Annotated in this window: 13 protein-coding genes and 1 pseudogene; 7 read left to right on the top strand and 7 right to left on the bottom strand. The window is 75.1% G+C overall.

Annotation, left to right across the window (positions count from 1 at the left end; genetic code table 11):
- Positions 1-99 precede the first annotated feature (99 nt).
- Both ACIO9K_RS12040 and ACIO9K_RS12035 read left to right on the top strand, forming a co-directional pair.
- Positions 100-834, top strand: a complete 735-nt coding sequence (locus ACIO9K_RS12040; protein ID WP_063346501.1) for an MgtC/SapB family protein — start codon at positions 100-102, stop codon at positions 832-834.
- A 59-nt stretch (positions 835-893) separates the two neighbouring features.
- The gene (locus tag ACIO9K_RS12035) at positions 894-1,571 is read left to right on the top strand and encodes a YoaK family protein (protein ID WP_363623582.1); all 678 of its coding nucleotides are present in this window, start codon (positions 894-896) and stop codon (positions 1,569-1,571) included.
- Between the two features lie 42 nt (positions 1,572-1,613).
- Here ACIO9K_RS12035 and ACIO9K_RS12030 read toward each other — a convergent pair whose 3' ends face one another.
- Together ACIO9K_RS12030 and ACIO9K_RS12025 are read right to left on the bottom strand one after the other, a co-directional pair.
- Positions 1,614-2,282, bottom strand: coding sequence for a hypothetical protein (locus tag ACIO9K_RS12030; RefSeq protein ID WP_400328876.1), 669 nt, complete (start codon positions 2,280-2,282; stop codon positions 1,614-1,616).
- 530 nt (positions 2,283-2,812) lie between these two features.
- Entirely contained in the window at positions 2,813-3,088 is a 276-nt protein-coding gene (locus ACIO9K_RS12025) for a hypothetical protein (RefSeq protein ID WP_400328873.1), read from the bottom strand.
- A gap of 4 nt (positions 3,089-3,092) precedes the next feature.
- Here ACIO9K_RS12025 and ACIO9K_RS12020 point away from each other — a divergent pair.
- A pseudogene (locus tag ACIO9K_RS12020) lies at positions 3,093-3,212 on the top strand (ATP-binding cassette domain-containing protein); the annotation flags it as partial.
- A gap of 118 nt (positions 3,213-3,330) precedes the next feature.
- On the opposite strand, the gene ACIO9K_RS12015 reads toward ACIO9K_RS12020, so the two are convergent.
- Positions 3,331-3,783, bottom strand: a complete 453-nt coding sequence (locus ACIO9K_RS12015; protein WP_363623588.1) for an NUDIX domain-containing protein — start codon at positions 3,781-3,783, stop codon at positions 3,331-3,333.
- A 41-nt stretch (positions 3,784-3,824) separates the two neighbouring features.
- Positions 3,825-5,333 (bottom strand): SDR family NAD(P)-dependent oxidoreductase, encoded by a 1,509-nt coding sequence (locus ACIO9K_RS12010; RefSeq protein WP_400328870.1) that lies wholly within the window; start codon positions 5,331-5,333, stop codon positions 3,825-3,827.
- Positions 5,334-5,612: 279 nt separating this feature from the next.
- On the opposite strand from ACIO9K_RS12010, the gene ACIO9K_RS12005 reads away from it, so the two are divergent.
- Entirely contained in the window at positions 5,613-7,052 is a 1,440-nt protein-coding gene (locus ACIO9K_RS12005) for a GuaB1 family IMP dehydrogenase-related protein (protein WP_363623589.1), read from the top strand.
- Here ACIO9K_RS12005 and ACIO9K_RS12000 read toward each other — a convergent pair.
- The 3 genes from ACIO9K_RS12000 to ACIO9K_RS11990 all read right to left on the bottom strand — a co-directional run bounded on the left by ACIO9K_RS12000 (position 7,013) and on the right by ACIO9K_RS11990 (position 9,808).
- Positions 7,013-8,062 carry a DUF5995 family protein gene (locus tag ACIO9K_RS12000; RefSeq protein WP_363623591.1) on the bottom strand — a complete coding sequence of 350 codons (1,050 nt, stop codon included), beginning with the start codon at positions 8,060-8,062 and terminating at the stop codon, positions 7,013-7,015. The two genes, ACIO9K_RS12005 and ACIO9K_RS12000, sit on opposite strands and share 40 nt — an antisense overlap.
- A gap of 96 nt (positions 8,063-8,158) precedes the next feature.
- Positions 8,159-8,548, bottom strand: a complete 390-nt coding sequence (locus ACIO9K_RS11995) for a DUF3224 domain-containing protein (protein WP_400328865.1) — start codon at positions 8,546-8,548, stop codon at positions 8,159-8,161.
- 171 nt (positions 8,549-8,719) lie between these two features.
- A complete protein-coding gene (locus tag ACIO9K_RS11990; RefSeq protein WP_363623593.1) occupies positions 8,720-9,808 on the bottom strand; it encodes a PP2C family protein-serine/threonine phosphatase in 1,089 nt (362 codons plus the stop codon).
- A 145-nt stretch (positions 9,809-9,953) separates the two neighbouring features.
- On the opposite strand from ACIO9K_RS11990, the gene ACIO9K_RS11985 reads away from it, so the two are divergent.
- The 3 genes from ACIO9K_RS11985 to ACIO9K_RS11975 all read left to right on the top strand — a co-directional run bounded on the left by ACIO9K_RS11985 (position 9,954) and on the right by ACIO9K_RS11975 (position 12,808).
- Entirely contained in the window at positions 9,954-10,922 is a 969-nt protein-coding gene (locus ACIO9K_RS11985) for a pseudouridine synthase (protein WP_400328862.1), read from the top strand.
- 72 nt (positions 10,923-10,994) lie between these two features.
- Complete coding sequence (locus ACIO9K_RS11980) at positions 10,995-11,744, top strand: SDR family NAD(P)-dependent oxidoreductase (protein WP_400328859.1); 750 nt, start codon at positions 10,995-10,997, stop codon at positions 11,742-11,744.
- Positions 11,741-12,808 carry an S-adenosylmethionine:tRNA ribosyltransferase-isomerase gene (locus ACIO9K_RS11975; RefSeq protein WP_400328856.1) on the top strand — a complete coding sequence of 356 codons (1,068 nt, stop codon included), beginning with the start codon at positions 11,741-11,743 and terminating at the stop codon, positions 12,806-12,808. Before ACIO9K_RS11980 ends, ACIO9K_RS11975 begins: the two co-directional genes overlap by 4 nt.
- Positions 12,809-12,856 lie beyond the last annotated feature (48 nt).

Genomic DNA, 12,856 nt, shown 5'->3' with positions numbered 1-12,856 from the left:
GGCCCGCCACCCGTCCGTCCGTCTCCCAGGTCTCGCAGCCCTTCCCGCTCTCCCAGCTCTGCCAGCTCTCCCAGCTCTCCCAGTGAAGGAGGTGCCGTCGTGCACACCCTGACCACCGCCGACTTCCTCGTCCGGCTCGCCACCGGGGTCGCCTGCGGCGCGCTCATCGGCGTCGAACGCCAGTGGCGGGCCAGGATGGCCGGCCTGCGCACCAACGCCCTGGTCGCCGCCGGCGCCACCCTGTTCGTGTTGTACAGCGAGGCCGTCGGCGACGCCGCCAGCCCCACCCGGGTCGCCTCCTACGTCGTCTCCGGCATCGGCTTCCTCGGCGGTGGCGTCATCCTGCGCGACGGCGCCGGCGTCCGGGGCCTCAACACCGCCGCCACGCTGTGGTGTTCGGCCGCCGTCGGGGTGCTCGCCGCCGCCGGGAAGCTCGAATTCGCCGTCCTCGGCACGCTCGGCGTCCTCGCCGTCCACCTGATCCTGCGCCCGGCCGGCCGGATGCTCGACCGCGCCCCGCAGTCCGGCAGCGACCCCGACTCCACCGTCCGCGCCACCGTCCACCTGGAATGCGAGCGCAAGGCCGAGACCCACATCCGGGCCCTGCTGCTCCAGGCCCTGTCCGCCTCCGGCCTCGCCCCCACCGGCCTGCGCGCCCGCCGCACCGACAGCGGCGACGCCACCAGCCTGCGCGCCACCGTGGCCATCACCGGGCAGGTCGCTCCCGCCCTCGAACAGGTCGTCAGCCGGCTCTCCCTCGAACCCGGCGTCCGCGACCTGCACTGGCACCTCGACGACGAACCCGACGACCCGAGCCGCCCCGCGCTCGCCTAGTCGGCGGCCCGGGGGAGGTAGAACGGAGGCACCGTCACGAGGCCGACCAGGAGGTCCCGATGTTCAACCCCGACCCCAGGCACGGGCCGCTGGTGCCGATGCTGCTGGTGCTCACCGTCGTCACCGGACTGGTGGACGCGGTCAGCTACCTCCGGCTCGGCCACGTCTTCGTCGCCAACATGACCGGCAACGTGGTCTTCCTCGGCTTCGCCCTGGCCGGTGCCGCCGGACTCTCCGCCACCGCCTCACTGAGCGCCCTCGCCGCGTTCGTGCTCGGCGCCCTGGTCGGGGGCCACCTCGCCCGGCGGCTGCCCGACCACCGCGGGCGGCTGCTGACCACGGCGGTGGTCGGCCAGGTGGTGCTCGTCGCCGCGAGCATCGCCCTGGCCGCCGTGGCCGGCTACACCTCCGACCCGGCCCGCTACGGCCTCATCGGGTTGCTGGCCTTCGCGATGGGCGGCCAGAACGCGGTGGTCCGCTCCCTCAAGGTCCCCGACCTGACCACCACGGTGCTCACCATGACCATCACGGCCCTCGCCGCCGACCGCACCGGCCCCCGCCGTCTGGCCTCCGCCGTCTGGATGTTCGTCGGCGCCCTCGTCGGCGCCCTCCTCATCCGCCAGGCCGACGTCCCCGTCGCCCTGACCCTCGCCCTGACCCTCCTCGTCGCCGTCGCGGCCCTCACCCACCGGGCCGCCGGAGCCCACCCCGCCCCGGCCTGGATCCACCCGCTCTGACCCGGCGCCGCGCCCCTCCGCTCGCCGGTCCTCTCTCGTGGGTCAGTCGTCCTGGCGGTGGCCGGCGCGGCCGCTCCAGAGGGGTTCGAGGCGGGCCCAGCCCTGGGCCCAGGCTTCGTCGGCGCGGCGGTCGAGGACGTGCAGGCGAAGGCGCAGGGCGAGGGTGAGCAGGGCCAGGAGGGCGAGAAGGGCGCCGGCGCCGGTGCAGACGGCGGAGACGGCGACGGAGGCGCGGTTGGTCGGGGGCGAGGAGAGCGCGCCGGCGGGGTCGACCCAGACGGGGACGACGGTGCCGGTGACGGCCGTGCGGGGGGCCTGGACGGTACCGGTGTGCGGCTGCCCGTCGGGGTAGGTCCAGGCGGCCTCGGCGTCGACGCGGGTGCTGTAGCCGGCGCCGAAGCGTCCGCCGGTGCCGGAGCCGGTGCCGGTGCCGTGGTCGGGGAGGGTGAGCACCACGGCGTCGACCTTGTGGAGGCGCAGGCGGTCGCTGTCGGCCTGGGGTGCGGTGGCGTGGTAGGCGAGCAGGGCGCTGCCGGTGGCGAAGGCGAGGGCGAGCAGGGCCCCGAGGGTGCTCAGCAGCCAGGCGCGGGCGCGGGCCCGGTCGACGGGCCGGACCAGCGGTTCGTGCCGGGCACCGAAGGCCCGCCGCAGCCGGCGGCCGGTTCGCGGCGGGCGCGACGAGGGCCGGGCGGGGCGGGGTGTGCTGGACACGTCGACGGCTCCTCAGGGGGGTTGGGACGGCGTGCTGGTGGGGTCGTGGGGCTTCGTCACCCAATTTCCACCCGGTGGCCGCCCGCGCACAAGAGTCGTGCGGGCTCGTACCACCGGGACCTGCGGACGGCGCCGCCGCGCGCCGGTCGCGTTCCGGGTCACGCCCGGGCGTGCGGCCGCCCGGCGCCCCTTCGCGCACCCGGGACGTTCGACCCTCGGCAGCGGCCGGGCGGGCGGGCAGGCTGGGGTCCGGCCGCATCCTTCGTGCCAGGGGACGGCTTGGCCCGGTTGACCGTGGGGGTGCCGGGCCGTGGTGCGGTGCAGGGGGTGAGCGTGGGGCTGCCTCCTGCCCGCCCGCACCCGGGTGACGGTGTCTCCGCCCGGGTTCTGACCACGTTCTGACCACGTTCTGACCGGGTTCTGACCGGGTTCCCGGCGAGGGACCCGAAAGCGAGCGCTACGTGATCACCGGCGCGGGGGCGACGGAGTTCGAGACCTGGCTCCGGGATCCGGTCGCGCCCGAACCCAGCCTACGGAGCGTGCTGTTCACCAAGGTGGTGCTGGCCCTGACGCTGGGCCGCGACGCCGAGGAGTACCTGGACACCGAGCGCGCCGCCCACCTGCGCCGGATGCGCGAACGCACCGAACTGCGCCGCACCGGCGCCCTGGTGGACGCCCTGCCCGCCGACCACGGCCTGTTCCACCTGGATGCCGACCTGCGCCGGATCGACCTCACCGCCGCCCGCCTGGACGCGCCGGCCCGGCTCGGCTCGGCCCGGCTCGGCCTGGGCGGCATGGAGCGGCATGGAGCGGCGCCGCTCCGGCGAACTGTCGGGTGGTCAGGCGCAGCGCGTGGCGCCGGCCCGGGGTCTGGCGGCCCGGCCGCAGGTGCTGTTCGCCGACGAGCCGACCGGCGCGCTCGACTCGCTGAAGCGGATCACCGGCCCCGAGGCCGCCCGCAACGGCGGACGGCCCGTCGCCGTTCGGCGCGGGCCGCCCGGGCGGTGGGCTCTCGGCGTCCGAGTGCCGCCGGGGTACCCCGGCGCCCTCAGCGGGTGACGGGGTACCCGGTCGTTCCGGCCCGGACCACCGACGGCCGTTGCGGCAGCCAGCTGCCGAGGACCAGCGAGGACGGGTAGAACATCGGCTCCGGCAGCGCGTCCAGCGCGACCCGCTCCCAGCCGCCGCAGGAGTGCGGCTCGGTGACGACCGCCTCGGCCAGGCTCGGCGGCGCCAGCACGGCGGCGGTCAGCCGGGGCCGGCCGAGCTCGTGGTCGAGCAGGAGCGCGAGCACCCGCATCTGCTCGGCGGGCAGCACGATGCCGGTCTCCTCGGCGAGTTCGCGGGCCGCGGTCTGCTCGAAGGACTCGCCGGGATCGACCTTTCCGCCGGGCAGGCTCCAGGTCGGCGGCTCGCCGGCGGTGGTGCGCCGGCCGATCAGCACTCGGCCGTCCCCGGTGGGCACGATGATTCCGGCGCCGAGCAGCGGTGCGGTGGTCAATTCGCCATCTCCTTCGCGGGGGTCCTCGCCAGGATCGGGGATTACCAGTTGGAGCGCTCGTAGTCCTTCAGGAAGCAGCCGTACAGGTCCTCGCCGAGCTCACCGCGGACGATCGGGTCGTACACCCGGGCCGCGCCGTCGACCAGGTCGAGCGGGGCGTGGAAGCCCTCGTCGGCCAGCCGCATCTTGTCCGGGTGCGGCCGCTCGTCGGTGATCCAGCCGGTGTCGACGGCGGTCATCAGGATGCCGTCGGTCTCGAACATCTCGTGCGCGCTGGTGCGGGTGAGCATGTTGAGCGCGGCCTTGGCCATGTTGGTGTGCGGGTGGCCGGCGCCCTTGTAGCCGCGCTGGAACACGCCCTCCATCGCGGAGACGTTGACGACGTACTTGCGGCGGGAGGCGGAGGCGGCCATCGCCGGGCGCAGCTGGCTGATCAGGATGAACGGCGCGGTGGAGTTGCAGAGTTGGACCTCCAGCAGCTCGACCGGGCCGACCTCCTGGACGGTCTGCACCCAGCTGTTGGTGGGCGCGAGGTCGGGCACCAGCCCGCCGGCGTCGATCGCGGTGCCGGCCTCGATCCGGGCGGGCGTGGCGGAGCCGGTGACGAGCGCGAGCGAGGTGACGTCCTCGGCGGCCATCCGCTGCGCGTCGCCGCTCGCCTGGTGGGGGAGGGCGGGGAGGTCGACGCTGCCGCTGCCGAAGCGGCCGATGGTGGTGGCCTGCGGCAGCTCGCCGGCCGGCAGCGGCGCGGACTCGGCGGCGATCAGCTCGCGGTAGGACTCCGGCGGGCGGCGCACGGTCTGCGCGGCGTTGTTGATCAGGATGTCCAGCGGGCCGTCGGCGGCGACCTCGTCGGCGAGCGCCATGACCTGTGCCGGGTCGCGCAGGTCGATGCCGACGACCTTGAGGCGGTGGATCCACTCGGCGCTGTCCGGCATCGCGGTGAAGCGGCGGATGGCGTCGTTGGGGAAGCGCGTGGTGATGGTGGTGTGGGCGCCGTCGCGCAGCAGCATCAGCGCGATGTACATGCCGATCTTGGCCCGGCCGCCGGTGAGCAGCGCGCGCTTGCCGGTGAGGTCGGCGCGGGCGTCCCGGTGGGCCCGGTTCTTGACGGCACAGTCCTGGCAGAGGTTGTGGTAGAACGCGTCGACCTCGACGTACCGCTGCTTGCACGTGTAGCAGGAGCGGGGCCGCTCCAGGATGCCGGCGATCTCGGTGCTGGTGACGGTGGTCAGGCCGAAGGCGCCGGCGGTCTCGTCGTCGATCCGGGTGGGTGCGCCGGTGGCGGTGCGCGCGGTGACCTCGCGGTCGTTGGCGGTCTTGCGGGCCCGGGTCTCCTGGCGGCGGCGCTGCTTGAGCGTCCGGAATATGCCGCCGACGGCCTGGCGGACGGTGATCGCGTCCGGGTGGTCGACGTGCAGCCGGTCGAGCTCGGCGAGCACGTCCAGGCAGAGCCGCAGCCGCTCGGGGTCGAGGCCGGGACCGTAGTCGATCTCCTCCCCGGTGTCCGTGCCGCTCTGGTCCTGCTTGATGTCCACGCCCGCCGTCATTGCCTGTCGCCGCTTCCCGCTCGCCTCGCCGTTACCGCGTGAATGCTACGGGAGCGGCCCTGGCCGGGGCGAAAACCGCCGGTCTTGGATGATCGTCCAAGTCTACGCGCGGAGCATTGATCATGGTTTGTACACAGTGCCAGCAATGGGCCTCGAACTGGCTTTTGATCCCACCGTCCCGGAGAATCGAATGCTGGGTGCCGGGCGCCCGAGTGCGCCCGGCGGCAGTGCCGCAACCGCACCCGAGGTGTAATTTCTCCCAGCCAGAGAGCCCCCTTCATGCGCTTCCTGAACGACCTCAAGCCCTCGTACGACTTGACGTACGACGACGTCTTCATGGTCCCCAGCCGTTCCGCCGTGGGCTCCCGGCAGGCGGTCGACCTCTCCTCGAACGACGGCACCGGCACCACCATCCCGCTGGTCGTCGCCAACATGACCGCCATCGCGGGCCGCCGGATGGCCGAGACCGTCGCCCGCCGCGGCGGCCTGGTCGCCATCCCGCAGGACATCCCCACCGAGGTCATCGCCGAGGTCGTCTCCTGGGTCAAGCAGCGCCACCTGGTGCACGACACCCCGATCACCCTCGCCCCGGGCGCCACCGTCGCCGAGGCGCTGTCGCTGCTGCCCAAGCGCGCGCACGGTGCCCTCGTGGTCGTCGAGGACGGCAAGCCGGTCGGCGTCGTCACCGACTCCGACTGCCAGGGCGTGGACCGCTTCACCAGCCTCGCCGACGTGATGTCCCGCGACCTGCTGCTCCTGGACGAGGGCATCGACCCGCGCACCGCCTTCGACAAGCTCACCGAGGCGCACCGCAAGCTCGCCCCGGTCGTCGACGCCGAGGGCCGGCTCGTCGGCATCCTCACCCGCAAGGGCGCGCTGCGCGCCACCCTGTACACCCCGGCCGTGGACGCCGCCGGCAAGCTGCGGATCGCCGCCACCGTCGGCATCAACGGCGACGTGGCCGGCAAGGCCAAGGCCCTGATCGACGCCGGAGCCGACGTGCTGGTCGTGGACACCGCGCACGGCCACCAGGAATCGATGATCAGCGCGCTGCGCGCGGTGCGCGGCCTCGACCCGCGGATCCCGATCGTGGCCGGCAACGTGGTCTCCGCCGCCGGTGTCCGCGACCTGGTCGAGGCGGGCGCCGACATCCTCAAGGTCGGCGTCGGCCCCGGCGCCATGTGCACCACCCGGATGATGACCGGCGTCGGCCGCCCGCAGTTCTCCGCCGTGCTGGAGTGCGCCGCCGAGGCGCGCCGGCTCGGCAAGCACGTGTGGGCCGACGGCGGCGTCCGCCACCCGCGCGACGTCGCGATGGCACTGGCCGCCGGCGCCTCCAACGTGATGATCGGCTCCTGGTTCGCCGGCACCTACGAGTCCCCGGGCGACCTGCAGACCGCCGCTGACGGCCGCCAGTACAAGGAGAGCTTCGGCATGGCCTCGGCCCGTGCGGTCAGCAACCGCACCGCCCAGGACTCCTCGTACGACCGGGCCCGCAAGGCGCTGTTCGAGGAGGGCATCTCGCACTCCCGGATGTTCGTCGACCCGGCCCGCCCGGGCGTCGAGGACCTGATCGACTCGATCGTGGCCGGTGTGCGCAGCTCCTGCACCTACGCGGGCGCCAACACCCTGGAGGAGTTCCAGGAGAAGGCGATCGTCGGCATCCAGAGCGCGGCCGGCTACGCCGAGGGCAAGCCGCTGCACTCCAGCTGGGCCTGATCTGGTCGGGCCTGAGCGCCCGCTCCTTCACCGGCCGGTCGGTTCCTCGCCTCGGGGAGCCGGCCGGCCGCCGTGCGGGGGGCGTCCGGTGCCCTGTGGGGTGCGTCCGGTGCAGTGCCCGGTGCATGCGGCGCCGTGCCCGGTGCGTGCGGTGCCTTGTCTGGTGCGTCCGGCGTGCCCGCCGCCGTGCCCGGGGCGTCCGCCGTGCGTGGTGAGCCGCCGGCCGCGTCCGGTGCGGGGTGCGGGCCGAGCGGGAGCAGCAGGGCGTGGCCGAGCAGGCCGGCCGAGCAGTCCAGGGCGGCGGCGAAGGCCCGCGCGGCGGTCGGCACCGCGCGCAGCTCCCAGAGCGCCTGGACGGCGGACCACGCCCCCTCGCGGGCGGCCTCCACCGACCAGACGCCGAGCAGGTGGGTGAGCGGCTCGGCGCGCTCCAGCAGGTCCGGGCCGGGCACCAGCTGCTCCCGGACGGCGGTCTCCACCTCCGCCAGCAGGCCGTTGATCCGGTGGTAGTCCGCCGCGAGCCCGGCCGGCTCGCAGCCCCGACGCAGGCAGGTGTCCACGACGGCGAGCGGCAGGTCGTGCTGGATGTGGGCGTTCATCCCGGCCAACGCGAACTGCAGCGGGTGCACCCCCGGGTGGGCGCGCAGTGCGAACAGCGGACGCCAGCAGGCGGGCGGCTCCTGCCCGGCCGCGTCGGCGGCCACGGCCAGCAGGTAGCGCCCGGCGAACACCGTGTCCAGCTCGGCCATCGCCGCCGGATCGGCGAAGTACGAGCCGCCGAGCCGGCCGCGGACGGCCTCCGTGACGGTGAGGTAGAGCCGGTTGAAGACCGCCACCCCGTCCGCCGGGGGCAGGACCGCCCCGATCTCCCGCAGCCGACCGACCACCTCCTCGACCGTGACTGGCGTCGTGACCCGAGTCGTGACTGGTGTCGCGACAGGCGCCGTGACCGTGTTCGCGGCCAGCACCGCGACCGGCGTGCCGTCCGCCGCCATCGTCGTACCGGGCATGCGCCACCCTCCGATGTCGATCGTGCACTGATCGCATCATCGTGGCAGCGCGGACGGCAGCCCGGTGCGTGCGGCGCGCGGCTGAGACCAGGTGATTCAGCCCAGCTCGTACTCCAGGACGTAGGTGTGGGTGCCGGCCTCGTCGACGGTCAGGCGGAACTCGCCGGTGAGCCCGGCCAGCTCGCCCGACCCGGTGCCCGGCACCACGCGTATGGTCGTCCCGCCGGTGTCCCACGCCGCGTGCTGGAGCACGAACGAGCCCTTACGCCCGTCCAGTTCGCCCGTCACGTGCTCCACCGCGACGTACGACGCCGGGCCGCCCGAGGGGCCCGCGACGGAGAGCATCCGCACCTCGCTGGCGCCGCTCAGCCCACCCGTGAAGTTCTTGGAGATCCGGACCCGCCCGAAGGCCGTACCCTCGCGTTCCTCCGTCTCCACCGGTTCGAAGCCGGTCAGCTCGAACGACCCGCTGGCCTTGTCCCCCATGGCGCACTCCCTCCGACGATCGCTACCCGGCCGGCTCCTCACCGACCGTGTGCGAAGCCTTGCACACGGCTCTGACAATCGGCCGGGCCGTCACTGCTCCCGCCGGCCCGCCCATCCCGCCTGCCCCCTGCCTGCCTGCCCGTCCGCCGTCCGCCGTCCGCCCTCCGCCCGTCAGTGCTCCCAGCGGAGCGCCAGCAGCGCCGCGTCGTCCGTCAGCCCGGCGTCGCCGACCCAGCCGTCGACGTCCGCGAGCAGGTCCTCCAGCAGGTCCGCCGGGTTCCCCGCGGGCAGCCCCGGCAGCCGCTCCTCCAGCGGGTAGAACCGCCCCTCGGCGTTGCGGGCCTCGGTGATGCCGTCGGTGTACAGGAGCAGCAGGTCCCCCGGCAGCGGCTCGAAGTGGACCGTCGGATACCTGCCGCCGGTCAGCCCCCGCAGCCCGAGCGGCGGCGCGGCGTACGGCGGCGTCAGCGCGCGCACCCGGCCCGCACGGCGCAGCAGCGGGGGCGGGTGCCCGCAGTTGACCACGCCGGCCGGCCCGCGCTCCGCGGGCACGGTCAGCAGCAGCGCGGTGGCGAAGCGCCCCTCGTCCGGTCGGGCGGCGAGCGCCGCGTCCAGCCGCTCGGCCAGCCGCGCGAGATCGGGCTCCGTCCGGGCCGCCTCGCGGAACACCCCCAGCACGTCCGCCGCCGTCTCCACCGCCGGCAGCCCGTGCCCCTGCACGTCCCCGAGCAGGATCCGGGTGCCGTAGCGGGTGTCGACCACCGCGTACAGGTCCCCGCCGATGCGTGCCTCGGCCGCCGCCGCGACGTAGCGCACCGCGGTGCGCAGCCGCCCGATCCGCTCCGGCGGCGGGCGCAGCAGGGCCCGCTGCGCCGCCTCGGCGACCGTCCGGACGTGGAACAGCTCCCGCTCCCGGGCCGCGACCAGGACGACGTTGGCGGCGCTGGCCAGGGTCGCCGCGAGCACCGTGATCAGCGCGGTGATGTGCACCTCGGCCGGCAGTTCGGTGTTGGTGGTCTCCAGCAGCCCGACCGCCACGACGGCGATGCCCCCGGCGGCCAGCGGCACCCGGGCGCTGCGGGTGGTCGCCCCGGCCAGGACCGGCGCGACGGCCAGTACGGGGGAGAGGGTCGTCCCTGGCCCCGTCACCAGGTCGGCCACCACGGCGGCGACCAGCAGCCCGAAGGCGCCGACCAGCAGCATCCGGGTGCGCCGCGGCAGGTGCAGCGGTGGCACACCGTCCGGGCCGTCTGCGCTCACACGTCCTCCCGGCTGCTCCCGGCGGATTGGCGACCTACCGTCCACTGTGCTCCGCACTCCCCGTGAGCGGCACCTCGGGGGCCCGGGGCGGCTCGGGGACCTCGGCCGGGGCCGCCCCGAGCGGGCGGACTACGCTGGCCGGGAGATGAGACGCAAGAGCCGCCGCCCGGCCTCCCCCCTCCCGCAGCGCCACGGTGTGGACCCGGTGCACCTGCGGCTGCCACCCGAGGGCCCCTGGCCGACCGTCCGCGCCTACCTGGTCGAGCGGCTGCCGGCCGTGGCCGCCGCGCGGATCGACGCGGCGCTGAGCGGCCGCGAGATCGTCGGCGAGCACGGCCCGGTCGCCCCGGACGCGCCGTTCCGGCCCGGCGCGCACCTGTGGTTCTACCGGGACCTCCCCGAGGAGGTCCGCGTCCCGTTCGAACTGGAGGTGCTGCACCGCGACGAGCACCTGGTCGTCGTCGACAAGCCGCACTTCCTGGCGACCACCCCGCGCGGCCGGCACGTCGTCGAGACGGCGCTGTCCCGGTTGCGGCACAGTCTCGACCTGCCCGCCCTCAGCCCCGCGCACCGGCTCGACCGGCTCACCGCGGGCCTGGCCATGTTCGTGGTGCGGCCCGAGGAACGCGGTGCCTACCAGACCCTGTTCAGCGACCGGCTGGTGCGCAAGGAGTACCAGGCGATCGCCCCGTACGACCCGGCGCTGGACCTGCCGCGCACCGTGCGCAGCCACATCCTCAAGGAGCGCGGGGTGATCGCGGCCCGGGAGCTCGACGCGCCGCCGAACAGCGAGAGCCGGATCGACCTCCTGGAACGCCGCGACGGCCTGGCCCGCTACCGGCTGCGGCCGCTGAGCGGGCGCACCCACCAGCTGCGGCTGCACATGTGCGGCCTCGGCGTGCCGATCCTCGGTGACCCGGTGTATCCGGTGGTGCTGCCCGAACCGGCCCCGGACGACTTCCGTCGCCCGCTCCAACTCCTCGCCTCGGTGGTCGAGTTCACCGACCCGCTGACCGGCCGGGAGCGCCGCTTCGACACCCGCCGCACCCTCGCCGCCTGGACGGACCCGCAAGCCTGGGCCGGCGGCCCAGGTCCGGCGACCCAGACACCCTAGGCCCAACGGACGACCGGGTCCCGGTTCCGGCGGCCGATCCGCCGCCGCCCCCTGCGGGGCGAGGGTGGGGGCATGAACGCAGCACAGCACACCGCCCCCGCCCCCGTCGCCGTGGTCACCGGAGCCTCCCGGGGGCTCGGCCTGGCGCTCGCCCGGGCCCTCGCCGCCGACGGCTGGCAGCTGGTGATCAGCGCCCGTGGCGCGGCCGGACTCGCCGCCGCCGAGGCGGCCCTGGCCGCCGTCACCAAGGTCGTCGCCCTCTCCGGTTCCATCGTCGACGACGACCACCGTGCCCACCTGACCGCGGCCGCCGACGGGCTCGGCGGCGCGAGCCTGCTGGTCAACAACGCCGGTACGCTCAACGGCGCCACCGCGCCCGGCGCCGAGCCGCTGCCCCGGCTGGCCGACTTCCCGCTGCCGGACCTGCTGGAGACCTTCGAGGTCAACGCGCTCGCCCCGATCGCCCTCACCCAGCTCCTCCTGCCTCAGCTGCGAGCCCGCACCGGGAGCGTGCTCAACATCAGTTCGGACGCCGCCGTGGTGCCCTACCTCGGCTGGGGCGGCTACGGCGCCAGCAAGGCGGCGCTCGACCATGCCACCGCCGTACTCGCCCGCGAGGAGCCGGAGTTGCGGGTGTGGGCGGTGGACCCGGGAAGCATGCGCACCGGGATGTTGCAGGAGGCCAGCCCCGGTGAGGACATCTCCGGCGAGCCGCTGCCCGAGGAGGTGGTGCCGGTCCTGCTCGGACTGCTGCATGACCGGGCCGCCTCCGGCCGCTACCGCGCCGAGGACCTGAGGGCCGCGGCCCGGGGTGGGCGATGACCGGACTCGTGGACCTCGGCCTCGACGTCGCCGTGCCGCCCGAACTCTCCGCCCGGGCACCGGCGGAGGCGCGCGGCGGGGCGCGGGACGGCGTGCGGATGCTGGTCGGCCGGCGCGACCGGGGGAGCGTCGAGCACCACCGCTTCACCGAGCTGCCCGAGGTGCTGCGCGCGGGTGACCTGCTGGTGGTCAACAACTCGGCCACCCTGCCGGCCGCGCTGCCCGGCCGGCTGCCCGACGGTACGGCGGTCGCGCTGCACCTGTCCTCCGCCCAGCCCGACCAACGCGGCTCCCACCTGGTGGAGTTGCGGCGGGTGGTGCCGGGGGCGGCGGCCGCCTACTACCCGCCGGCCGACTCCCCGGCCCGCCCCGGTCTGCGGGTGGCGCTGCCCGCCGGCGGCGCGGCCGAGCTGGTCGCACCGTTCACCGCCCGGCTCTGGTACGCCGAACTGACGCTGCCAGCAAGGCTGTTGCCGTACCTGGAGGTGCACGGCAAGGCGATCCGATACGGCTACGTGGACCGCGACTGGCCGATCGAGGCCTACCGGACGGTCTTCGCGGCCGTCCCCGGCAGCAGTGAGATGCCCAGCGCCGCAAGGCCGTTCAGCGCGGAGGTGGTGGCCCGGCTGGCGGGTCGCGGGGTGCTGGTCGCGCCGGTCACACTGCACACCGGGGTGGCCTCGCCGGAGGCGCACGAGGCGCCGTACGCCGAGCGGTTCCACGTCCCGGCGGCCACCGCCCGCCTGGTCGGCCATGTGCGGGCCGGCGGTGGCCGGGTGATCGCCGTCGGCACCACGGTGGTGCGCGCCCTGGAGTCGGCCGCCGCGTCGGACGGCACCGTCCAGGAGGCGGACGGCTGGACGGAGTTGGTGATCACTCCGGAGCGCGGGGTGCGCGCGGTCGACGGCCTGCTCACCGGCTGGCACGAGCCCCGCGCCTCGCACCTGCTGATGCTGGCAGCCGTCGCCGGGCGGCCCCTGCTCGCCGAGTGCTACCGGGCCGCCGTCCAGCACCGGTACCTCTGGCACGAGTTCGGCGACGTGAACCTGCTCCTGCCGGACTGAGCCCGGGGCCCGCGCCGCCCGGTCGCGGGCCGGATCGCTCGGTCGCGG

Source organism: Kitasatospora sp. NPDC087271, from assembly GCF_044744605.1.
Lineage (GTDB): Bacteria > Actinomycetota > Actinomycetes > Streptomycetales > Streptomycetaceae > Kitasatospora.
Note: the sequence above shows the minus strand (reverse complement) of the source record. Positions and strands in the feature narration are given on the sequence as shown.